At 38.9% G+C, this 20,986-nt stretch carries 25 protein-coding genes; 12 read left to right on the top strand and 13 right to left on the bottom strand.

The genetic code is table 11. From position 1 onward, the window contains the following. The first annotated feature begins 2 nt into the window (after positions 1-2). Genes pfkB through FHR85_RS07325 form a run of 4 tightly spaced genes read left to right on the top strand, consistent with a single transcriptional unit; the run spans position 3 to position 3,102 of the window. On the top strand, positions 3-971 hold the full coding sequence (pfkB, locus tag FHR85_RS07340) for a 1-phosphofructokinase (RefSeq protein WP_167262219.1): 969 nt from the start codon (positions 3-5) through the stop codon (positions 969-971). After that, positions 968-2,341 carry a PTS fructose transporter subunit IIC gene (locus FHR85_RS07335; protein WP_167262218.1) on the top strand — a complete coding sequence of 458 codons (1,374 nt, stop codon included), beginning with the start codon at positions 968-970 and terminating at the stop codon, positions 2,339-2,341. The genes pfkB and FHR85_RS07335 overlap by 4 nt, the downstream gene beginning before the upstream one ends. Before the next feature lie 32 nt (positions 2,342-2,373). Further along, positions 2,374-2,823, top strand: a complete 450-nt coding sequence (locus tag FHR85_RS07330) for a PTS sugar transporter subunit IIA (protein WP_167262217.1) — start codon at positions 2,374-2,376, stop codon at positions 2,821-2,823. Positions 2,824-2,835: 12 nt separating this feature from the next. Beyond that, positions 2,836-3,102: an HPr family phosphocarrier protein gene (locus tag FHR85_RS07325; RefSeq protein ID WP_167262216.1), complete on the top strand. Its 267-nt coding sequence runs from the start codon at positions 2,836-2,838 to the stop codon at positions 3,100-3,102. A gap of 99 nt (positions 3,103-3,201) precedes the next feature. Here FHR85_RS07325 and FHR85_RS07320 read toward each other — a convergent pair whose 3' ends face one another. Continuing rightward, positions 3,202-3,600, bottom strand: coding sequence for a PH domain-containing protein (locus tag FHR85_RS07320; RefSeq protein WP_167262215.1), 399 nt, complete (start codon positions 3,598-3,600; stop codon positions 3,202-3,204). Positions 3,601-3,673: 73 nt separating this feature from the next. Here FHR85_RS07320 and FHR85_RS07315 point away from each other — a divergent pair, with 73 nt between their 5' ends. Continuing rightward, complete coding sequence (locus FHR85_RS07315) at positions 3,674-4,054, top strand: hypothetical protein (RefSeq protein ID WP_167262214.1); 381 nt, start codon at positions 3,674-3,676, stop codon at positions 4,052-4,054. Here FHR85_RS07315 and FHR85_RS07310 read toward each other — a convergent pair. From FHR85_RS07310 to FHR85_RS07295, 4 genes are all read right to left on the bottom strand, one after another. Next, the gene (locus FHR85_RS07310; RefSeq protein WP_167262213.1) at positions 4,051-4,923 is read right to left on the bottom strand and encodes a TetR/AcrR family transcriptional regulator; all 873 of its coding nucleotides are present in this window, start codon (positions 4,921-4,923) and stop codon (positions 4,051-4,053) included. The two genes, FHR85_RS07315 and FHR85_RS07310, sit on opposite strands and share 4 nt — an antisense overlap. Then, entirely contained in the window at positions 4,916-5,353 is a 438-nt protein-coding gene (locus FHR85_RS07305; protein WP_167262212.1) for a DUF5392 family protein, read from the bottom strand. Before FHR85_RS07305 ends, FHR85_RS07310 begins: the two co-directional genes overlap by 8 nt. 14 nt (positions 5,354-5,367) lie before the next feature. Further along, a complete protein-coding gene (locus FHR85_RS07300) occupies positions 5,368-6,048 on the bottom strand; it encodes a zinc metallopeptidase (protein ID WP_167262211.1) in 681 nt (226 codons plus the stop codon). A 105-nt stretch (positions 6,049-6,153) separates the two neighbouring features. Further along, positions 6,154-6,819, bottom strand: a complete 666-nt coding sequence (locus FHR85_RS07295) for a spermine/spermidine synthase domain-containing protein (RefSeq protein ID WP_167262210.1) — start codon at positions 6,817-6,819, stop codon at positions 6,154-6,156. Between the two features lie 189 nt (positions 6,820-7,008). Here FHR85_RS07295 and FHR85_RS07290 point away from each other — a divergent pair, with 189 nt between their 5' ends. Then, complete coding sequence (locus FHR85_RS07290) at positions 7,009-7,611, top strand: class I SAM-dependent methyltransferase (protein ID WP_243864189.1); 603 nt, start codon at positions 7,009-7,011, stop codon at positions 7,609-7,611. 16 nt (positions 7,612-7,627) lie between these two features. Here FHR85_RS07290 and FHR85_RS07285 read toward each other — a convergent pair whose 3' ends face one another. Then, positions 7,628-8,089, bottom strand: a complete 462-nt coding sequence (locus FHR85_RS07285) for an RDD family protein (protein WP_167262209.1) — start codon at positions 8,087-8,089, stop codon at positions 7,628-7,630. Between the two features lie 234 nt (positions 8,090-8,323). Beyond that, positions 8,324-8,866: a hypothetical protein gene (locus tag FHR85_RS07280; RefSeq protein WP_167262208.1), complete on the bottom strand. Its 543-nt coding sequence runs from the start codon at positions 8,864-8,866 to the stop codon at positions 8,324-8,326. A 138-nt stretch (positions 8,867-9,004) separates the two neighbouring features. Here FHR85_RS07280 and FHR85_RS07275 point away from each other — a divergent pair, with 138 nt between their 5' ends. Beyond that, positions 9,005-9,250, top strand: a complete 246-nt coding sequence (locus tag FHR85_RS07275; RefSeq protein WP_167262207.1) for a hypothetical protein — start codon at positions 9,005-9,007, stop codon at positions 9,248-9,250. On the opposite strand, the gene FHR85_RS07270 is transcribed toward FHR85_RS07275, so the two are convergent. Beyond that, positions 9,245-9,565: a CHY zinc finger protein gene (locus FHR85_RS07270; RefSeq protein WP_208379632.1), complete on the bottom strand. Its 321-nt coding sequence runs from the start codon at positions 9,563-9,565 to the stop codon at positions 9,245-9,247. The genes FHR85_RS07275 and FHR85_RS07270 overlap by 6 nt on opposite strands. A 119-nt stretch (positions 9,566-9,684) precedes the next feature. Here FHR85_RS07270 and FHR85_RS07265 point away from each other — a divergent pair, with 119 nt between their 5' ends. From FHR85_RS07265 to FHR85_RS07255, 3 genes are all read left to right on the top strand, one after another. After that, on the top strand, positions 9,685-11,469 hold the full coding sequence (locus FHR85_RS07265; RefSeq protein ID WP_167262206.1) for a S9 family peptidase: 1,785 nt from the start codon (positions 9,685-9,687) through the stop codon (positions 11,467-11,469). A gap of 25 nt (positions 11,470-11,494) precedes the next feature. Further along, positions 11,495-12,205 (top strand): YwaF family protein, encoded by a 711-nt coding sequence (locus tag FHR85_RS07260; protein ID WP_167262205.1) that lies wholly within the window; start codon positions 11,495-11,497, stop codon positions 12,203-12,205. An 86-nt stretch (positions 12,206-12,291) separates the two neighbouring features. Continuing rightward, a complete protein-coding gene (locus FHR85_RS07255; RefSeq protein WP_167262204.1) occupies positions 12,292-12,933 on the top strand; it encodes an esterase/lipase family protein in 642 nt (213 codons plus the stop codon). 107 nt (positions 12,934-13,040) lie between these two features. On the opposite strand, the gene FHR85_RS14490 is transcribed toward FHR85_RS07255, so the two are convergent. Next, positions 13,041-13,163, bottom strand: a complete 123-nt coding sequence (locus FHR85_RS14490; RefSeq protein ID WP_279588350.1) for a hypothetical protein — start codon at positions 13,161-13,163, stop codon at positions 13,041-13,043. A 365-nt stretch (positions 13,164-13,528) separates the two neighbouring features. Here FHR85_RS14490 and FHR85_RS07250 point away from each other — a divergent pair, with 365 nt between their 5' ends. Further along, complete coding sequence (locus FHR85_RS07250) at positions 13,529-14,674, top strand: exonuclease SbcCD subunit D (protein WP_167262203.1); 1,146 nt, start codon at positions 13,529-13,531, stop codon at positions 14,672-14,674. Between the two features lie 20 nt (positions 14,675-14,694). Next, complete coding sequence (locus FHR85_RS07245) at positions 14,695-17,784, top strand: AAA family ATPase (protein WP_167262202.1); 3,090 nt, start codon at positions 14,695-14,697, stop codon at positions 17,782-17,784. 249 nt (positions 17,785-18,033) lie between these two features. On the opposite strand, the gene FHR85_RS07240 is transcribed toward FHR85_RS07245, so the two are convergent. The 4 genes from FHR85_RS07240 to hemQ form a co-directional block, all read right to left on the bottom strand. Beyond that, positions 18,034-18,531 carry a sigma-70 family RNA polymerase sigma factor gene (locus FHR85_RS07240; RefSeq protein WP_167262201.1) on the bottom strand — a complete coding sequence of 166 codons (498 nt, stop codon included), beginning with the start codon at positions 18,529-18,531 and terminating at the stop codon, positions 18,034-18,036. 278 nt (positions 18,532-18,809) lie between these two features. After that, entirely contained in the window at positions 18,810-19,328 is a 519-nt protein-coding gene (gene gerQ, locus FHR85_RS07235; protein WP_167262230.1) for a spore coat protein GerQ, read from the bottom strand. 312 nt (positions 19,329-19,640) lie between these two features. Next, positions 19,641-20,063 (bottom strand): cell wall hydrolase, encoded by a 423-nt coding sequence (locus FHR85_RS07230; protein WP_167262200.1) that lies wholly within the window; start codon positions 20,061-20,063, stop codon positions 19,641-19,643. 138 nt (positions 20,064-20,201) lie between these two features. Continuing rightward, entirely contained in the window at positions 20,202-20,945 is a 744-nt protein-coding gene (hemQ, locus tag FHR85_RS07225) for a hydrogen peroxide-dependent heme synthase (protein WP_208379631.1), read from the bottom strand. Positions 20,946-20,986 lie beyond the last annotated feature (41 nt).

Raw genomic sequence — 20,986 nt, 5'->3', positions numbered from 1 at the left:
TCATGACCAAACCACTGACAGTGACACTTAATCCCGCCTTGGATAAAACGATTTCATTACCCGAATTTGAAATAGGTGGTTTAAATCGTTTGAAGTCAGATCCTGTGACTGATCCAGGTGGCAAAGGAATTAATGTCGCTAAAGTATTAACACAGCTAGATATGAAAACACAGACAACTGGTTTTAGCGCCGGATCAACTGGCCTCATGATTGAAAATGCGTTAACTCAGTTATCGATTGATTATGATTTCCAACAAGTTTCTGGAGATGTCAGAACCAACTTGAAAATCGTTGATGAGTCTAAAGGCGTCACGACAGAAATTAATGAACCAGGTATCAAGGTATCTGACAACGACCTACAAGCATTCGAACAAAAATTAACTAAATTATTAGCTGATACAAACTACTTAGTTTTAAGTGGAAGCACCCCGGATGGTGTAGACGATGATCAATACAAGCGTTATATCAACTTAGCAAGAGAATATGGTGTAAAAACGATTTTAGATGCAAGTGGTCCTAATCTAAAAGAAGGGGTTAAAGCTAAGCCACATGTCATCAAACCGAATATTCATGAGTTAGAGGAGTTATTTGATAAAACTTTTGAATCGATTGAAGCAATTGTTAAAGCGTGTCAGGAATTAGTTGAGTCAGGTATCAAGATAGTTGCTGTTTCTTTAGGTGGAGACGGTGCACTATTTGTTAGTGAAAAAGAAGCTTATCAAGTAAAACCGTTTTCAATCACACCACAGAGCACAGTTGGAGCAGGGGATTCAATGGTTGGCGCTATGGTGTATGCGCTCAGCCAAGGATATGATTTTGAAACACTAGCCAAATGGGCGACAACAGCAGGGACGATCACGGCTTCGAAAGCAGGGACAACGGTTTGCACCTTAGAGGAAATCGAAGCACATGTCGAGTCGGTTTCTGTTGAGAAAATAGGATTAAATGATTTGGGGAGGTTAGAAACATGACAAAGTTAGTAGCAGTCACAGCTTGTCCAACGGGTATTGCCCATACTTACATGGCAGCCGAGGCATTGGACCAAGCCGCAAAAGGTAAAGACATTGAAATGAAAGTGGAAACACAAGGGAGTGTCGGTGCTGAAAACGAACTGACAGCAGAAGACATTCGCGAAGCTCATGCCGTCATTTTAGCCGTTGACACGAATGTGGATGAAGAGCGCTTTGCTGGGAAAAATATCATTCGCGTAGGTGTTAGTGAAGCGATTAAAAATGCGGATGGCTTAATTGATCGCGCTGTAAACATGGAAGAGAAATCAACTGAAGAACATGACGAACAAGTCAGTAAACAAGAAAAAAATGAAGGAAAAGGGTTCTATAAGCATTTAATGAACGGTGTTTCCTTCATGATTCCATTGATTGTAGCTGGTGGTTTACTGATGGCCTTATCATTTGCTTTTGGTGTGAAAGACTCACCAGAAGAAGGGTCACTTCCTTTCTATCTAAATGAAATCGGCGGACTAGCGTTCTCGATGATGGTTCCGGTTTTAGCTGGTTTTATTGCGTATTCAATCTCGGATAAACCTGGTTTAGCGCCTGGTTTAGTTGCTGGTTTGATTGCGGATGAAGTGGGAACTGGTTTCTTAGGTGGTATCATTGGTGGTTTCTTAGCAGGTTATGTCGCCCTTGCGATTAAAAAGTACTTCAAAGTTCCGAAAAACCTCGAAGGACTTATGCCTGTATTAATCATACCGTTATTAGCTACTCTAATCACAGGTCTATCGTTATTTTATGTTATTAATGATCCTGTAGCGGCGATGATGACAGGATTAGAAAATTGGTTACAATCAATGTCTGGAGCTAACGCAATTCTATTAGGTCTTATTTTAGGTGGAATGATGGCTATAGATATGGGTGGTCCTGTTAATAAAACAGCTTACGCCTTTGCCTCAGGTTTACTTGCAAGTGAATTATTTGGCCCAATGGCAGCAGTCATGGCAGCTGGTATGACGCCGCCGTTAGGTGTTTGGTTAGCAACTGTATTTGTGAAAAATAAATTTAACCCTGAACAACGCGAAGCTGGTAAAGCAGCTGGTGTTATGGGGATATCATTCATTACTGAAGGCGCGATTCCATTTGCGGCGGCTGATCCATTCCGTGTTATTCCGGCATTAGTAGTTGGTTCAGCCACAGCAGGTGCATTAACAATGGCATTTGATGTATTATTACGTGTGAATCACGGGGGAGTCTTCGTGTTATTTATAGGTGATGCTGTAACGAACGTCTTCTTATACGCATTAGCGATTGCAATTGGTGCTATTGTAACAGCTTTATTAGTTGCATTATTTAAGAGAAAACCCGAACAAGTCACAGAAGCTTAATACAGCAAGATACAAAAAGGAGTTCGATTTAAATGGAATTAAAAGAGTTATTGAAAAAAGAACATGTCTTACTTGATCTTGATGCAAATTCTCGAGATGAAAGTCTTGACGAATTAATCAAAGTCATGCAAAATACAGGCGTTGTAGAAGATGCAGCCGTCTATAAAGAAGCGGTGCTAAATCGTGAAGCAGAAGGATCGACAGGAATTGGTTTTGGTGTGGCGATTCCACACGGCAAATCAACAGGTGTTAGTGAACCGGGTCTTGCCTTTGCTCGTTTAACCAATGAAATCGATTGGCAATCATTAGATGGTAACCCCGTGACGTCAGTATTTATGATTGCGATTCCTGAAGAGCAAGCAGGGAATGAACACTTACAAATCTTGTCGCAACTATCACGAAAACTCATGCATGAAGATTTCCGTCAGAAGTTACAAGACGCTTCTTCAAGTGACGAGTTGTTAGCAGCGCTCGAAGCATAAGGAGGACCTATCATGAAGCAAGTAGAAGTAGTCGTTCAAAATGAAACAGGTTTACACGCTCGCCCAGCACAACAATTTGTGCAAGAAGCTAGCAAGTTTTCTTCTGATATTAAAATTGTAACAGGTGAAGAGCAGAAAGAAACTGAAGCTAAAAGTATTCTCGGCGTTATGACGCTAGGAATTGAAAAAGGGACGACAATTGGCCTTAAAGCAGAAGGCGAAGATGAAGAAGAAGCTATTGATACACTAGTCAACTTAGTCAAAAATAACTTCGAATAATAAGAAAAAGGTTGGCGCTAATTAGGCGCCAACCTTTTTTTGTTCCACTCGCACAAAAGTATCATAAACTCGATCAATTCTACATTACCAACTGATCACTTATTCAAACTCAATATCAGGATTAACCGACATTAGTTGTTTCACAAATAAACTATTATCTGAAGGGGAGACGCGAATCACTTGGTGATCGTATCCGTATGTAATTTCGAGTCTTGTCAGCGCCAGTGCTGGTGAAAACTTAAGACTACGAACTAAACGAATTTTTTCAATATCATGAATGTCGATTGATTTTTTAAACGGTCCATAATAAGCGGTCAAATGGCGTTCTTCTACATGATAGCGAACTGTCAGCCAGAACCAAACCGCTACAATTAATGCAATGACACTAATGCTTAATAAAAGCATATCATTATTTATGAATGTCCAGATTAGAGCAATTGCAATAATGCCAAACCATAATATAGCGGTCCAAATATCTTTTCGAGATGGGTAAGTCATGTCGTCACTCCTTTAAATTTAATAAAAATTATGATTAAATAAAACTGTAAAATTTTGTTTTTGGGGTGTTAAGATGCCAGGTGTTATGATTATTTATTTAACATGTGTCTTCGGATTGTTCATGTTAATGTTTCAATTCGGTTTTCGGTACGTCTTTGGCATGGAAGCGACAGGTGATGCGATTTTTCGCCAGCAACCATATCACGATCAGAAAAAACGGATACAAAATAGAATCATGCAGATTTTTATAGGGTTGTTATTGGTTTCTTCACTAATCGAAACAAATATATCAGATATAATAGAAAATGTGTTCCTAATCTTGTTATTGGCTTACTTTTTTGTATCCGCGGTTCTATCTTTCATACATAATCCAGAATCTAAAGAGCATTGGTTGATCATCATTAATCGCATTCTAATAGTTGTTTTTATAAGCTTTCTGATTTGGTTATCTTAAATCGACATATCATGATACAGAACCATTTCAATTTCATGAACATAACGATGGGCGTGTGGGACGTCATTTAAATTAGAAAGCATCCCTGTAATAACGGGTTTTCTGACTTGTTTTCGGTTTATTTCATCCCGAATGACATCAATCGAAACTTGGTAATCGCTAGCCTGAGATAAGTTTTGTACGACTTCTTCTAACTTCGATAAGCGCAGTTCAATGGCATCGTACCACGATAGCTGTTGATCATGCGCTTTTTTTAATAATTGTTTTACTTGAATGTCGTTTAAAAAAGGTAGATCTTCACGCAAGTTAAACCCGTCGATAATGTCATCAATTCGCTTGAGCACAAAACGTATGAGTGATTCCATGTCATAATGTGAATTAGCGTGAATGATGACAGGGATGTAAGCGCGAATCATACCTTCTAGCATTAAGGCTAAATCATATAGAATGGGTTTGATAGCTTGACCATATAGAGTCTCTAACCCTTGCATATAAAATCGATGAACGTCAGTGTATTTATCTCGGATGACTTGACGGATCGATTCGCTTAAATAACCCCCTTGTTCATAAGGGAGTTCCATGAATTCGCGGTGTTCAATCACATTTTCGAAAAAATAGGTTAATTGAGCGACTAATCGTTCATGCGGATCCTTAGGTTCTGCAATGGTCGAAATCCGGATTAATATACTGTCAAAATAGTATTCTAATGCAGCAAATAATAAATCGTTCTTCGATTTGAAATAAGCATATAACGCCCCTTTAGAAATGTCGCATTCATCGGCGATTGCTTGCATCGATGTTTGAGAGAACCCTTTATGAGAGAATAGCTTAATGGCATTGTTTAGGATGATTTGTTCTTTATCAGTCATGGCGTGTCAACCTTTCCTCATGTTGTAAAAAAGCTTGAAAGGTTTGATAAGCACGACCTGGATTGGCTTTAAGGTCGCGTATATAACGTTCAATGGCTTGAGCAGGTACAGTTTCACTTTGTTGAATGCGTTTGTAAATATAGTTTAAACTTTGCTGTTGCAATGAACGATTATGATGCATGGACTCTTTGAATAGTGCCATTCCTACAGCGCCGAGAACAGCCAGTATACCAATGATCACAGCCGAATCCTGATTAATTGAAGTGGTGGTTAATAGATAGATAAGGTTAAACACAGATATCGTAATCAGTGGAAAGGCAATCATCGAATAGATAATACTCTTTTTAAGTATAGGTGATAAATAGCTTTCCATCTCACTAAACCCTTGCTTAACATAGGGAGATGCTTTTTTCGGTGTTAACAGTTTCATTTTTCATCACTCCTTTAACGCTGGCTTCGAGCAATCATAATAAATTTAATTAACTGCAAGACAGCCATGAGTGTACTCGCTACATAAGTCAATGCAGCAGCATTTAACACTTTTCCGACGCCACGGACTTCTTGATTAGAGATCATGCCGAGTTGGACGAGCTGGTTCTTTGCTCTACGGCTGGCGTCATATTCAACAGGCAACGTCACAACTTGGAATAACACCGCAGCCGAAAAGAGTATAATCCCCACGGTTATTAAGTTCGCCATTTCTAAAAGAAAACCACCGATGAGTAGAAAAGGCGCCATTTGCGACCCAATATTGGCAGCTGGGAATAGTTTATGACGCAATAATAACATTGAATAATTCGTTGAGTCTTGAATAGCGTGACCGACTTCATGCGCTGCTACGGACAATGATGAAATAGAGTTGCCGTTATGGACTGGGTCAGATAAACGAATGGTTTTCGCTTTTGGATCGTAATGGTCAGAGAGAGCTCCTTGTTTCGAGTGTGTCACTTGTACATGATGAAGCCCCTCAGCATCCAGTATACGACGTGCGACTTGAGCTCCGTTCATTCGAGCCGATGCCTGGACTTGTGACCACTTTTCAAAATTCCCTTTGACCTTTGATTGCGCCCACATGGCTAATCCGAGTGCCGCAAATATTAATATATCCATTGGATGAAAAAACATCGCTTACATCGCCTCACTTCAAATATTGACTATATGGTCATTGTGTGACTTGTTGGTCACAAGATTATTTTACTGCATCGTTCACACGGATTCAAGTAACTAGTCTTAGTCGGATGAGGAAGGGTTTGTTTTAGCTAAATAGATGATATCATCAGGCCCTTTTGGCTGGGAAATAGACACAGTCCTAACGTCATCAAAATAGTCGTTTAACATACGAACAAAGTCCTCAGATGGTTGAGCACTCCAAAAGGCGATGACCCCTCCTGGAAGAAGAAGTTTTCTAAGTTGCTTTAAAGCTCGCGGTTCATATAGGGACCCATTCTCGTCGTACACTGTCCAGTCAGGTCCGTTATCTATATCAAGACAAATCGCGTTAAACCGATCGGTTGTGCGATAAATCCATTCAGTTAAGTCAGCGTGAATAATAGTTGTTCGTTTATCTTCAATAGCATGATTCGTTATTGGAGCTAAAGTTTCATGATTCCATTTAATAATTGCGTCTTCAATTTCAACGACTTTCACCTCACAAACAGCATCATCTTTCAGTGCCTCTTGTAGTGAGAAGCCTACGCCAAGCCCTCCGATTAGAACTCGTTTGTCACCACTTAATTCTGCCAATGCTGAGCGTACCAGTTCTCGCTCAGATTCTCCATTATAGGTCGCCATTAAAAACGTGCCATTACTAATAATTTCATAGTGTTCACCACGTTGTTGTAATTGCAAATCGCCTCGGTCTGTTTTTAGCCGTTCAATAATATTGAGGGTTGTCATATTCGTTAACTCCTTTTGCCAGAAAATTCAGGCTAACTCTATTGTACGTTTGGTACAAAAAATAAACAATCAAGAGTTATGTTTGATATTGTAAAATTTTGTGATGATTAAGTTGTTATTTTGAGCATTAGTTTTCACGTAATCCATGACAATATGGTATAAATTTTATGAGAAAGGAAGGTGACTATCATGTCAAAGCAGATGTGGGATGAAAGTTTTTCTGATGAAGATTTTGTCTATGGGCGAGAACCGAATCAATTTATTAAAGAGCATTATTCGGTGTTACCTGAGGGTGGAAGAATCGCTTGTTTTGCAGAAGGAGAAGGGCGCAATGCAATCTTTCTAGCTGAACAGGGTTACGAGGTCACCACGTATGATCAATCTGAAATGGGCCTTGAGAAGACGAAACAGTTAGCTGAAGAACGAGGTGTTTCAGTTCGAACGGTTCAGAAAGATTTAACAGCTGAAAAAGTAGATCCTTACTTATACGAAGGTGCTATTATGGTGTTTGGCCACGTGCCAAAAGATGATCAAGTATTTCTTGTTCAGAGCATGATCGACTCAGTTAAGCCAGGTGGCTACATTATGTTCGAAGTATACTCTGAGCACCAGTTGCCTTATCGTTCAGGTGGACCGAAAACAGAAGAAATGCTTTATAATCCGAGTGAAGTATTAGATTGGATTGATGATTACAAATGTCTGCATTTCTATTATGGCGAAGCTGATCGAGTTGAAGGAAAGCGTCATTTAGGGTTAGGTCACGTCATCCAAGTTATTATTCAGAAGATATAAAAGAAGAGCTGGTGACTTAAGCCAGCTCTTCTTGTTCGTTTGATTGAGAATTTTGTTTTAATGCGTCAGGCTTTTCGTACGTCACATATGTACCGGCCATAAAGTCGTGCATGGAACGTTTGTCTTCACGAACCCCAACCATAATTGCACTAACAATGAGTGCGACCCCTAGTGTTAATGCATACACTATAGCTGCCACTATTTGGCGCAATAGCATCGTACCAATCGTGACTTTTTCACCATCAAGACGCGCAATGCGGACGCCCATTGCTCGCTTGCCTAGTGTATAACCATACCAGACAACTGGTAAGATTAAGAAATAAAGCATGCTTATTAAATCTAATGGCGAAGTTTCATCCAATACAAACTCTCCATAAATAGCAATAGATAATAATGCTAAAACAGCGCTAACGGCGATGTTATCAACAATATTAGCGACTAATCGTATCCAAAAACCTGCTGGTGAAGGTGTTGACATATACATTCTCCTTCTCTTTAAACATTACAGGTCACGATAGGTAAAGTCAGTTGTTTGTAATCGTGACAACACACCTAAAGTGAACCAGAATTTAGCGAAGTCAGTCCGTGACATGCAAAGATTTAGTAGAAATCGAATACTTGTTATAATCAATAAATCCTCACATGTCGAACCGATTGCTTACTATCCTACCATATTTTATGGTTTGAAGAGAATGCATATTAATATTTTCTTTTAAAACATACTTTCAACCTTGTCATTATCAGCATTAACGATATACCAGCCATAGGTTGCTGTATGCGAACCTTCTTCACGCTCAACGACTTCGAATACTTGAACAACATAATCGTTGTCATCATTTTTGTGGTCAAATTTTACTTGGTAATTGCCCTCGTCTGGGAGGTCGATTGATTCCAGAACACGTTCTTCTGCCTCGGATTCAGTTGTAACCGATTGGTTACCTTCTTCTGATTGACTATTTTCATCTGAAGAATTGTCCTCTTCCGCTTTGCCACTATTTTCGTCTGTTTCATTGTTTTTCTCAGATGAGTTGTTTTCTTCAGATTGATTATTGTCTTCAGTTTGCTCTTCCTTTTCTGGTTCTCCAATTGTAATGGTGTGTTTGTCTGAATCAGTATTCTCTTGCTCCTCGTAACCTGATGATTCTTTTGCTTCGACCTCGTCTTCACCTGCTTGATCTGTTGCAAATGAATAAACTAGAATAATTAATCCTAGTGTGACTAATGTTGTAAAAGTAAATGTTAAAAACCTTATCATATAAATAGCACTCCTCTTCGCTGGCTTTATAACATTAGACGGAAATAGAGTCGATTTAGTGACATCATTTTAGAAATATTTAAGCCATGATTGAAATTTAGTAAGATAGAATTAGATTGACAAGAAGGAGTGTCAGATATGCTAGTTCGTTTTAATTTTATACTTTCGTTAACCGTGTTCGTCTTGATTTTATTAAACTATTTTACCGATTCAGTCCAAACATCTCCATTTATTATTACCGGTTTAGTCAGTGTCGTTATTGGCTTGATTGGTGTTGAAAATGTAAGAAATGGGCTTAAATTTCAAGCAGGTTCTTTTCTGTTTGCAGCAAGCTTACTCATGCTAGTTGCGATTTTAGGTTTCGCTGGCGTCATTGAATTATAACTCAAAATATAAATGGTGATGGTTCCGACAATGCCGATTGAATGGTGCCAGGCAGTTTGCACAAACGCTTGGATTGTTTAAGTAGGTTTCAATAGTCAATTCCGAATGACAAGCTCCACAAAAAATGGCCTCATGATGACGTTCGTCTTTATTCCACCGTTCAATCTCATGTTCCGTGTGTTCTTGATGGCATTCGTAACAGGGAAAATACGTGTTGCAACATTTGAATTTAATCGCAATCCGATCGACTTCTGATTGATAGTGCTTGCAACGCGTCTCGTCATCAATACTTCCAATTACATTTTGTATGTTCATAATACCTCTCCTTAGCGTCCCGAAATTTTTCCTTCATTTTTATTCCAACAATCCCTATCTTAAGTTATAATAATAAGAAATGTTTAAATTATCAAAAAATATTTATTGGGGGAATCTTAATGATGAAGTTTCCGAATCCGACTGTTGAGCAATTTTTTCGCTCATATGTCATCTCTGATTTTACCGTAAGTCCGAATGAAGACAAGTTATTATTCGCATCCAATTTGGACGGCAAGATGAACGTATGGGCGATGAACTTACCGAATCAATATCCTTATTTATTCGCACATCATAACCAGTCTGTTGGTGCATTGAAAGTTGATCCTGAAGGACGATATGTTATTGCCAACTATGATCACGAGGGGGATGAAAATCATCAGCTTTATGCATTGCCACCAGAGGGCGGGCTGCCCCAACCTTTAATCACCGGAGAAGATGAGGATAAATACTTATTCGGTCATTTATCTGAAGATGGTAATCGCTTGTATTACTACACATCCAAGGGAAATCCGAGTTATTTGAATACTTATGTCCGTGATTTAGAGTCAGGTCACGATACATTATTACATGAAGGAGACGGTGGGGCCACATTCTTAGCAACTGTTTCTGATGATGAAGAAGCTGTTGTGTTCACAACGCTTTATGCGAATACATACGTGTTAGGTTTTGTGAAAGTAAATGGCGAGACACACTATTTAACACCTGATCCTGATAGCGCTCATGTAACAGGTGGTGCTACGTTTGTTGGAGATGATATTTACTTCGTGACGAACTATGACAGTGAATATTATTACTTAGCCAAGTTTAATCTCCAATCGAAATCGTTCGAGTCAGTGCTATCACTTGAAGGCGAAAGCATCAATAATTTGAAATATGATCAAGAAAATAAGCAATTTTATATCGGGACGGTCAAAGGGGTTCAAAACTTTCTTTATCGCTATGATTTAAAAAATGGAACATTAGAAAGTCTCGATATCCCTGTAGACCATATCGGCAAACTGCATGTAGCGAAGTCAGGTAATGTCTACATGTTAGGTCAAAGCGCCGTCACTCCACATAATATTTTTGTCCTAAATAATCAAGGGTGGAAACAGTTGACGGCAAATCATGTCTTAGGGGTTACACCTGAAGATATGGTTGACCCAGAAGTTGTGTCATATAAGTCTTTTGATGGTATGGAGATTGAAGCGCTATTATATAGAGCAAAACCGGAAAATGATAATGGTTATACTGTGTTTTGGCCACATGGTGGTCCCCAGGCATCAGAAGAAAAAACGTATCGTGCGATGTTCCAATGCTTCCTAAATCAAGGCTACACTATTTTCTGTCCGAACTTTAGAGGTAGTACAGGTTATGGTTCCTCATTCGTGAAGCTAGTAGAGCATGATTGGGGCGAAGGACCGCGATTAGATAATGTGTATGGCATTGAGTGGTTGTTTGACCAGGGGATTTCAAGTCCAGATAACTTGTTCTTAGTTGGCGGTAGTTATGGTGGTTATATGGCCCTGCTATTACACGGTCGCCACCCAGAATATTTTAAAGCGGTTGTCGATATTTTCGGCGTGTCAAACCTGTTCACCTTTGTTAATTCAGTACCAGATCATTGGAAGCCGATGATGAAGAACTGGTTGGGTGACCCGGAGGAAGATTACGACCGCTTTGTCAAAGATTCTCCTGTTACTTATTTAGATAGTATGGAGAGACCGATGCTCGTCATACAAGGCGCTAAAGACCCGAGAGTTGTCAAAGAAGAGTCAGATCAGATTGTTGAGAAATTACGTGGCCAAGGTCGAGATGTTGATTATCTCGTGCTCGAAGATGAAGGTCATGGGTTTTCGAAAAAAGAAAATGAAATCAAGGTTTATCAAACGATGCTTGATTTCTTAGAAAAACATCAAGGTTAATGATTTGATAATAGGAGTGATCACCATGCGCGAACTTGTCACAATGGACCGTGAATTGTATCCATTTGATTTATTCGGCGTACCGCATATGGTGGCGCTCCTTTTTTGTTTAGCTATTATTTGGTCGCTCTATCATTTTCGTGACACTCTTCGAAAACAATCGCGTAAGCTTTGGATATATAGTCTGATAGCTATATTGCTAATAGGAGAAATCAGCTTCCATGCTTGGTATGTCACATATGGAGAATGGGATCTAGCCGTTAATTTACCCCTGCAGTTGAGTTCAATCTCGGTTTATTTAGTGGTGTTCATGTTACTGTTGAAGCGGCGATGGTTATTTGAGATCACATTTTTTATTGGCATTACGGGTGGACTGATCGCCATGATGACACCAGAATTGTTTTTCGGCTTCCCGCATATACGATTTTTTCAATTCTTTATAGTGCATGCCGCTATTGTGGTGGGTTGTTTTTATATGCTTTTTGTGGAACGAATGGCATTAAGTTGGACGTCTGTTTTAAAATCCTTTTTGGCTTTAAACGTAATTGCCGTATTGGTATTTATGGTGAATGGCTTATTTGATGCTAATTATATGTTTTTAAGTGAAAAACCAGCACAAGCAACATTGATTGATCTTATGGGACCGTATCCGTGGTATATTGTGACGTTAGAATTATTGGCGTTCACACTGTTTTGTCTAATATTTCTTTTAGTGAGTAAACAGAATAAACGATGAACCCTAAAAATTTCCACAATCTATTTGAAATATCGTCTATTATTTTAGTAAAGTATAATTAATGACGTTTAAAGGGGGCAATCATCATGAAAGTGATTTTAATTCACGGTTTCTTCAGGTCTGACCGTGATATGCAAGACATGGCGAATTATTTAAAACGAGAAAATTATGAATGCTATACCCCTAATTTGCCCCTGACTTTTAATGAATTTGATGTGATCGTCTCACAAGTAGAGGATTTGCTCGAAGCGATTGTTAAAACAGGTTTGTCACCTGGTGAGGAGATTCATTTGGTAGGACATAGCACTGGTGGCCTCGTGATTCGAAAATTATTAACGGATACAAAGTATTTAGATGCCATTGGTCGCTGTGTTCTAATCGGCACCCCGAATCGCGGTAGTCAACTGGCCGACTTAGCGAGTAAAATACGAGGTTATGTTAATATCTTTAAAACCGTAAAATCCTTACGCAAAGAATACCTGGATAATATTGAGTTTCAAAACGAAACTGGTATTGATATAGGTGCAATTGCAGGTAATAAAAGCAAGCTCGGGTTTGACCCACTAATTTCTGGTGAGAATGATGGATTTGTTGAAGTCGATTCTGTTTACTTTCCAGGTTTACGAGATTTTAAAGTATTACCACTTACGCATCGAACGATTCATCATGACGTAGAAACCTTCCAACAAGTCCAGCAATTTTTAGAAACAGGACAGTTTAAGTCATAAAAAAAGCCATCAACCAAAAGGGGAAGGTTGATGGCTTTGCTATATCTATATCTAACAAACTACTATTCTATGGAGCTATTCTTGCTGTATTTGTTTGGTTGCGCTAATTAAAAGATTTTGAAAAAGTGAAAGATTGAGCTTGATGGCTTTTCTACTTTTTTACTTGGTTGTGTGTATTGATTTCTCTTATCAGTCACAATAGCATCGCGTAACATTTGATGATCAAACATGTTAATCGCCTCCTTGTAGCGAGTGGTAATTTTTTCTCTCGTTTATCCATAATTAAGTATACCCACATCTTATGTATTTGTAAACAATTTGGCGCTTAAAAAATATAAAAAGTTTCATTTTGTTTTAGATGTCTAATTATATAAAACTTTCTGACAATGAATGACTATTCAATTTAACATAATGTTAAAATTTTCAGAAAACATACAAAAATGAAAATTTAGGTCTATCGTCCGACAAAAATTTTAAGAAAGGCTGAAGATTGGTTCAGTTATGGCTGGATTTTATAATGAGGTCATGATAGAATACTAAGAAAAGCGAACGTATGTTTGTTAATTTTGTGCGCTCATAGTGAAAGGGGATTTCTATGAAAATATTCCATACAGCTGATTGGCATCTTGGTAAAATTGTTCAGGGTGTTTACATGACGGAAGATCAAAAGTATATATTAGATCAATTTGTAAGGGATGTTGCTGAAGATCGACCAGATGTGGTTGTGATAGCAGGTGATTTATACGATCGTGGAGTGCCACCTACCGAAGCGGTACACGCATTAGATCAATGTTTAGCGCATATTGTTTTGGAATTGAATATTCCGGTTGTTGCAATCTCTGGTAACCATGACAGCCCAGGACGATTACGGTTCGGTAGTCAGATGATGAAAGATCAAGGGCTTCATATTGTTTCAGAGCCATCGAAACAGCCTGATCTTGTGGTATTACATGATGATGCTGGAGCGGTTCATTTTCATTTGATCCCTTATACAGAGCCTGGCACAGTTAGGCATTTATTTAATGATGACACGATTAAAAGTCATCATGATGCAACAGAAGCCCTGGTTAACTCTCTAAAAGAAACAATGGATGAATCTGCACGCCATGTTATGGTAGGTCACTTGTTTGCAACTCCTAAAGGACAAGAGCAGGATAATACAAGTGATTCGGAACGACCACTGGCTATTGGTGGAGCAGAGCATGTGGATGCATCACTATTTGAAGTGTTTAACTATACGGCTTTAGGCCACTTGCATCAAGCGCATTTTGTCGGACAAGAAACGATTCGCTATTCAGGCTCGCCTTTGAAGTATTCCATTTCTGAAGAAAACCACCAAAAAGGGTATTTAGTTGTTGATTTAGATCAAGATGGAACAGTTAGCATTGAAAAGCGCTCGCTACAACCGAAACATGATATGCGTACGGTTGAAGGCTACATAGACGACTTGCTTAAACAAGAAGTGAATGAAGATTATGTGTTCGTTCGTTTATTAGATGAAGAAGCGGTTCAATTTCCAATGGAGCGAATACGTTCAGTGTTTCCGAATGCCTTACATGTTGAAAGGCAATTACCTCAGTCTAGTCATCATATAGAGCAAGAAGATCGGGCAGCACGCCATCGTATGTCAGACATGGAATTATTTCAGGCATTCTATCAGGATGTCAGAGGAGAGAATCCTTCTGAAGAAGACGAGGCTATTATGGCAGAAGTTTTCCATGATGTATTAAATCAAGACTAGAATGAGAGGAGAAACACGGCATGAAACCTTTAACCTTAACTTTAACGGCATTTGGACCTTACCGCGAACGTGAAGTGATTGATTTTCAACAGTTAAAACATCATCGTTTATTCGTTGTATCTGGTAAAACAGGTGCTGGTAAGACAACCATTTTTGATGGAATTAGTTATGCGCTTTATGGGACAGCTAGTGGGGAAGACCGTGACCATGAACAATCGTTAAGAAGTGATTTCGCCAATGATCAATTACATACTAGTGTTGATTTAACATTTGAAATTGGTGGCGAAAGATATCGTGTTTACCGACAAATGCCCCACGTTAAAGAGGGGAACAAGACAGCAACAGGAGGGCGACATGAACTATATCATTTAACTGAAGACGGGGAAGTACCTTTTGTTGACCGGCAAAAAAAGTCTGACGTCGATGAGCAGATTAAAGCAATTGTCGGTTTAACCCAAGATCAATTTCGTCAAATTGTCATGTTGCCACAGGGTGAATTCAGGAAGCTGTTAACATCTGATACGGAGAATAAAGAAGCGATACTAAGACGAATATTTAATACTATTCCTTATCAAGAACTAAGTGAACGACTCAAAGAAAAGCGTGAAGAAGCCAAAAAAGAAAATGAACATGCTCTTAAAATGCGTGATCATTATGTACATGCGATATTGAACAAATTACCTGAACGTGATTCTCACTTATTTCATGTCTTAAACCAAGACTACTACAACATTAATCAGGTTATTGCTGGTTTGACTGAGGAAAGAAAACATTATGTTGAGCGTGTGAACCAACTTGAACTGGAAAAGCAACGTTTGAATACGGAAATTGAAAAGCAAACAAGTCATATTCAACAAGCTAAAACAACACAAGAAGAAACCAAGAATTTAGAGCAAAAGTCGACGCGTTTAAATCACTTATTAGAACAAGAAGATGAGATGAAACAAAAGGAACAATCATCACAACAAGCTGAACGTGCCGCACAGATCGAACCTTATGAACAGCAATATCGTGATATCAAACAAGAGTTAACAGACCAACAAAAGACAGTGGAAGCATTAACACAGCAACAAGAACAAGCGAAGCAACACTTAAACCACGCAACAACAATTTATCAACAAGAAAAGGCCAAAGAAACGAAACGACAAGAAATCCATGTTGAATTCACCCGATTAAAGGACATACATCCCAAAGTCCAAGCTCTTCATGAACAAGAAACAAAGCTTGATCAAATGAAAATTAACTTAAAAAATGCAGAGAAGAAAAGTTCTGATTTAAATAAACAATATGATGAGAATGAGGATGCTCTACAATCAAAACGAAAACAAGTTGAACAACTAGAACAAGCGGTTGAGAATTATTTATCATTAGTTGAACAACGCCAAACAAAGCGCGAACAATACCAACTCGTAAGGGATTACGCGAAACAATCCCAAGAAAAACAAGCGTTGGAGCAATCAATTCAAGAACAAAAGCAACTTTATGAACAGGCTAAGGCAGAGTATGATGCACTGCAGAATCACTGGTTAAATAGTCAAGCGAGCGTATTAGCGTCTCATTTACACGATGGTGAGGCGTGTCCAGTCTGTGGCAGTGTGGACCATCCAGATAAGCAGACTGCGACAATTGATGCTCCTTCAGATGAAAAGTTAGAACAAACAAAGCAGAAGATGGATCAAGTCTACGGAAAACTTAATCAGCTGGAAGGACAAAAAGAAACGATTGATTCGCATTTGAAATCACTTGAACACCAAGTGATTGAAACAGGAGAGACGGTAGAGGATATTGATCAAACACGTCAAAGAATAGAACGTGAAGGACAAAAATTAAAAGAACAAGTAGAACAGAAAGACAAACAAAATCAGGATTTAAAACAATTAAGGCAAGATGTGAAATTGGTTGAAGACCATCTCAACACACTTCGCCAGCAGAAGGAAAAGCAGAACGAAGCACATCAAAAATTAACGGCAGATGTACAGTCTGAAGAACGGACTTACCATAATTTATTAAATGATATACCCGAAGAAGTGCGTCAACTTTCCCAGTTAGAAGAGAAGCTTGCTCAATTAGAAGCTGAGCAAAACCAACTTCAGAAGGATTGGGAAAACGCACAGAAAGCCTATGAGCAGGCACAGGAACAAAAAACGACCATTGATACTCAATTAAACGAAGCTCGTCATCAATTAAACCAACTTGAAGATAAACAAACTCGTCTACATTCAGTGTTTGAATCTAAACGTCAAGAAGCAGGCTTTACGAATGTTGAGGATTATGAAAAGGCTAAGTTATCAACTGAAAAACGAGAACAAATGAAACAAGTTACCGAGCAATACCGACAAGAAGTGTCTGTGTTAAAAGAGCAAGTTGAAGAGTTGAAACAGCGCTTAGAAGGGAAACAACTCGAAGATATAGAAACGCTAGAGCAACAATTACAAGCTGTGAAAAATGCTTATGAACAAACACTGAATAACTACAATACACATTTGCGGCAACTTGAGATAATTGATGAGCTCATTAATAATCTCAAAGAAAACCAAGAGACGATCGCTGAGAAAGAAAAGCAACTAGGTCAGTTCACTGATCTGCATGATTTGGTTCGTGGTCACAATGAACAACGCTTATCATTTGAACGTTATTTACAAATTGATTATTTAAATCAAATTATTGAAGCAGCTAATATGCGATTACGTCATTTATCAAATGGTCAGTTTTACTTGGTAAGAAGTCAACGTCAAGAAGCGCGGGGTAGGCAAAGTGGTTTAGGATTAGATGTGTTTGATGCTTACACAGGTCAAGAACGAGATGTGAAGACTATGTCAGGCGGAGAGAAGTTTAATGCTTCCTTATGCCTTGCGCTTGGTATGTCTGATGTGATTCAAAGCTATCAAGGAGGCATCTCGATAGAAACGATGTTCATTGACGAAGGCTTTGGTTCATTGGATGATGAATCTCTTAATAAAGCAATCGATACGTTAATTGATCTACAGCAATCCGGAAGAATGATTGGTGTCATTTCGCATGTCGATGCTCTAAAATCAGCTATACCAGCTGTGTTAGAGGTTTCAAAAACGATGGACGGGTACAGCCAAACACAATTTATCGTAGATTAAGCATCATTAAAAGAGCGAACATAACCCATGTGGTATGTTCGCTCTTTTTTGTTTAATAGAATATATGGTGGGCGATGATATATGACGCCCGCTCGCTGGTATTGCGCCTTCACTCGATGGAAAGGCTCGCTCACTCACTGGTATTTCACCTAAACTCGATTGAAAATATCTTTAACTCGCTGGAAAAATACCTAGTCGCAAACAACCAAGCCCATAAATAGATAAAATACCCGTTCTAGTGAAGTAGAATTATAGATAATAGTCATTATCTTTCAAAAGAATACGTAATTTTCGTTTGGCAGCTTGTCCCCACCCTTTAACGGCATCAATTGTCCCGCCTTCTTTTTCGGCAATTTCGGCAAGTCCATAGCCTTGGATGATTCGCTTTTCAACAAACAACCATTGTTTATCGGTTAAGTAGGAACGTACAGATGACCAAAAATGTGGATCGAATTGCTCCATCTCTATTGGCGTAAAGGATTGCTCTTCCATAAATTCTTTCATAACTTCGCGGTCTTGAATGCGTGTCCGTTTACGGATTAAATCAATTAATCGACTACGTATGAGGATCGAAGCCATTTTTGAAAAAGTATCCGTATCCCCATATTTCTTCCATGCTTCCCATAGTGCAAGCATACCTTCTTGATAGAAGTCTCCATGAGGGTCGCGAATATTTAAACGATGGATATGATAATGAATCATTCGTTTGTATTGGTCTAATATTTGGTCGAAATGATCGGTTTTCATTTATTTGCTCCTCTAATTAAGAGGCCGGCCTTCAAGTAATACTGTAATTAACTTTTACAAATTTGTCATTTCAGGTTTTGCGTGAATTAATATTGAGATAATGCTTTTTTCTATCAAATTAAAGCAGTTATTTACAAAAAGTCATGACTTTTTAACATTATAGGTGAATTTTCTACAAATCAGCTGATAGGATTTCAACTATACAATCGTTTACCCCCTGCCTAAGGTGTTAAAAAAATAGCGGTTCACCACATAAAGTGATAAACCGCTTATCAGGATTAACCAAATGGATATTGATAGTTAATCTCTTCATTAAATTCAACATAATCAAGGTAAATCATTAATAGTAAGTACCATTTTCCGTTCTGTGGATCTCTGACCACAATATGATCTTTACCTGCTTCTTCAATAATGCCAGTAAACGTCATATCGTTCCATGCTTCATTATTTTCAAATGTCATATAAAAGGTAGCTTCTTTTCCTGTGTTCAAACGTAGAATGTTTTCAATATATGATTGTTCACGCGGGATTCCACTGATTGATCCAGGACCACCTGGACCGCCTGGGCCTCCAGGACCACTTCCATTTTGCATCCAAGGTGGCATACCTTGCATTCCCTGCATGCCCTGATTCTGTCCCATATTGGATTGAGGGGGCATATTAGGATTCATTTGCTGGCCGTACATATTTTGTTGTGGCATTTGTTGCTGTGGCATTTGTTGTTGAGGCATATGCTGTCCTTGGCCTTGACCTTGCCATTGATTTTGTTGGGAAGGAGAACCTTGGTATGGAGGCATATTTCCTCCTTTGACATTAGGGTTGAAGCCCCATGGTTTATTGTTTGGTCCGCCTTTGTTCATTCCCATTTGTCCTCCTTTGTAAGGTGGTTTATAAGATGATCCACCTTGGTTCGATGATTGTTTTCCTTTGTTTGGATACCATCCTTGTTGGTTTTGTTTAGGTTGGTAAGGTTTTTGAGCGGGCTGTTTGTAGGGTTCTTTTTTGAATGATGGTTGAGATCGTTCATTGTCGTTTTGGTGATCCTGATTATTGTTAGACTGATCCAAAATAATCAACCTCCTTAAATTAGTTAATGAAGTTAAGCCCGACTATAAGATATTAGGGCATTCTCCCGGATACGGATTATAAAAACAATGCGATTTGTATCTGCCAGACAGTGGTTGCCCGAACCATTCGGGAGGGCATTCTCCTTCTGGACGGAAAAACCACAGTGAGAATTGTCCAGGACTGAATGTTTCACCCCTCACTGCCCTTCTGGCCAAGCGAATGTCTTTTTCACGAGCTCGTTGATAAAAATAAGATTCTTGAACGGCTTCAAATCCACCTGGTGATTGATAGATCATGTCAGGGAGTGATCGAATATCTTCAAAGTCTAAACAATTTCCTAATACTCGATTAACTCCAACATTTCCGACTAGTAACATACCAAGTTGGCCGTCCCCTTCTGCTTCAGCACGCATGAGTCGAGCGAGTTCTTTTAGTTGTGCTTCTGTATATTTAATTGCGGCCATAAGATCACACCTTTATTAGGGCCAATTTTCATCACTAGTTCATGTATATGTAGGCTAACGTAATTCATGATAGGTTTTAGTTAAAAAAATAACCCTTAAGCCGGATATTGGCTTAAGGGTTATGGATGTTTGTGCTTATTAAACTTGTAAGAGTTTTTCTAATTGATCGCGTTCTTGGCGATGCCCGATATAAAAGGATCCAAATTCAGCGAAGCGAGCGCTCACTTCATCGAAACGCATTTCATAAATAAGCTTTTTGAATTGAAGCATATCATGAGCAAACAAGGTTACGCCCCATTCCCAGTCGTCTAAACCTTGACTTCCGGAAATAATTTGACGAACCTTACCAGCGTATTTACGTCCAGTCATGCCATGCTGATACATTTGCTTACCGCGTTCTTCTTTCGGAAGCATATACCAGTTGTCATCACCTTCGCGGCGTTTATCCATTGGGTAGAAACAAATATGGTTCCATTTAGGTAAGATTGGCTTTAGTCGAGCCTGTATTTCAGGGTCTGTTTCAGGATCTTTACCTTGAGCCATATAAGTTGATAATTCAACGACGGAAATGTAGGAATACGGTTGAGTGAAAAATTCCGCCATTTTGGTTTTGTCTAGGGCAAATTCAAGGTCAGTTAACTCTTCAGTTGTCGGTCGAACATTTAAGAATAATAAATCCGCTTTATGACCAATCATTTTATAGAAACCGAAGCTACCTTGTTTGTCACCTTCAACATCTTGCCATGATGCCATTAAGTGATTAAGTTCGCTAACGGCTTGATCGCGTTCTTCTTGGCTCGCTTTTTTCCAAGCGGTCCAATCAATTTGGCGGAAATCATGAAGCATGTACCAACCGTCTAATGTTTCAACTGCTTCTGGCATTTGTGTCACTCTCCTTCAAATAAATCATCCATTAACTACTA

Source organism: Alkalibacillus almallahensis, from assembly GCF_011761495.1.
Classification (GTDB): domain Bacteria; phylum Bacillota; class Bacilli; order Bacillales; family Alkalibacillaceae; genus Alkalibacillus; species Alkalibacillus almallahensis.
The sequence above is the reverse complement of the archived record's forward strand: the minus strand, read 5'-3'. Positions and strand labels throughout refer to the sequence as shown.

What these genes read in the sequence shown, in the direction of transcription:
- pfkB (WP_167262219.1), top strand. Translation starts at nt 3, where the DNA reads ATGACCAAACCACTGACAGTGACACTTAATCCCGCCTTGGATAAAACG.
- FHR85_RS07335 (WP_167262218.1), top strand. Translation starts at nt 968, where the DNA reads ATGACAAAGTTAGTAGCAGTCACAGCTTGTCCAACGGGTATTGCCCAT.
- FHR85_RS07330 (WP_167262217.1), top strand. Translation starts at nt 2,374, where the DNA reads ATGGAATTAAAAGAGTTATTGAAAAAAGAACATGTCTTACTTGATCTT.
- FHR85_RS07325 (WP_167262216.1), top strand. Translation starts at nt 2,836, where the DNA reads ATGAAGCAAGTAGAAGTAGTCGTTCAAAATGAAACAGGTTTACACGCT.
- FHR85_RS07320 (WP_167262215.1), bottom strand. Translation starts at nt 3,600, where the DNA reads ATGACTTACCCATCTCGAAAAGATATTTGGACCGCTATATTATGGTTT.
- FHR85_RS07315 (WP_167262214.1), top strand. Translation starts at nt 3,674, where the DNA reads ATGCCAGGTGTTATGATTATTTATTTAACATGTGTCTTCGGATTGTTC.
- FHR85_RS07310 (WP_167262213.1), bottom strand. Translation starts at nt 4,923, where the DNA reads ATGACTGATAAAGAACAAATCATCCTAAACAATGCCATTAAGCTATTC.
- FHR85_RS07305 (WP_167262212.1), bottom strand. Translation starts at nt 5,353, where the DNA reads ATGAAACTGTTAACACCGAAAAAAGCATCTCCCTATGTTAAGCAAGGG.
- FHR85_RS07300 (WP_167262211.1), bottom strand. Translation starts at nt 6,048, where the DNA reads ATGTTTTTTCATCCAATGGATATATTAATATTTGCGGCACTCGGATTA.
- FHR85_RS07295 (WP_167262210.1), bottom strand. Translation starts at nt 6,819, where the DNA reads ATGACAACCCTCAATATTATTGAACGGCTAAAAACAGACCGAGGCGAT.
- FHR85_RS07290 (WP_243864189.1), top strand. Translation starts at nt 7,009, where the DNA reads ATGTCAAAGCAGATGTGGGATGAAAGTTTTTCTGATGAAGATTTTGTC.
- FHR85_RS07285 (WP_167262209.1), bottom strand. Translation starts at nt 8,089, where the DNA reads ATGTCAACACCTTCACCAGCAGGTTTTTGGATACGATTAGTCGCTAAT.
- FHR85_RS07280 (WP_167262208.1), bottom strand. Translation starts at nt 8,866, where the DNA reads ATGATAAGGTTTTTAACATTTACTTTTACAACATTAGTCACACTAGGA.
- FHR85_RS07275 (WP_167262207.1), top strand. Translation starts at nt 9,005, where the DNA reads ATGCTAGTTCGTTTTAATTTTATACTTTCGTTAACCGTGTTCGTCTTG.
- FHR85_RS07270 (WP_208379632.1), bottom strand. Translation starts at nt 9,565, where the DNA reads ATGAACATACAAAATGTAATTGGAAGTATTGATGACGAGACGCGTTGC.
- FHR85_RS07265 (WP_167262206.1), top strand. Translation starts at nt 9,685, where the DNA reads ATGATGAAGTTTCCGAATCCGACTGTTGAGCAATTTTTTCGCTCATAT.
- FHR85_RS07260 (WP_167262205.1), top strand. Translation starts at nt 11,495, where the DNA reads ATGCGCGAACTTGTCACAATGGACCGTGAATTGTATCCATTTGATTTA.
- FHR85_RS07255 (WP_167262204.1), top strand. Translation starts at nt 12,292, where the DNA reads ATGAAAGTGATTTTAATTCACGGTTTCTTCAGGTCTGACCGTGATATG.
- FHR85_RS14490 (WP_279588350.1), bottom strand. Translation starts at nt 13,163, where the DNA reads ATGTTTGATCATCAAATGTTACGCGATGCTATTGTGACTGATAAGAGA.
- FHR85_RS07250 (WP_167262203.1), top strand. Translation starts at nt 13,529, where the DNA reads ATGAAAATATTCCATACAGCTGATTGGCATCTTGGTAAAATTGTTCAG.
- FHR85_RS07245 (WP_167262202.1), top strand. Translation starts at nt 14,695, where the DNA reads ATGAAACCTTTAACCTTAACTTTAACGGCATTTGGACCTTACCGCGAA.
- FHR85_RS07240 (WP_167262201.1), bottom strand. Translation starts at nt 18,531, where the DNA reads ATGAAAACCGATCATTTCGACCAAATATTAGACCAATACAAACGAATG.
- gerQ (WP_167262230.1), bottom strand. Translation starts at nt 19,328, where the DNA reads ATGCCTCCATACCAAGGTTCTCCTTCCCAACAAAATCAATGGCAAGGT.
- FHR85_RS07230 (WP_167262200.1), bottom strand. Translation starts at nt 20,063, where the DNA reads ATGGCCGCAATTAAATATACAGAAGCACAACTAAAAGAACTCGCTCGA.
- hemQ (WP_208379631.1), bottom strand. Translation starts at nt 20,945, where the DNA reads ATGCCAGAAGCAGTTGAAACATTAGACGGTTGGTACATGCTTCATGAT.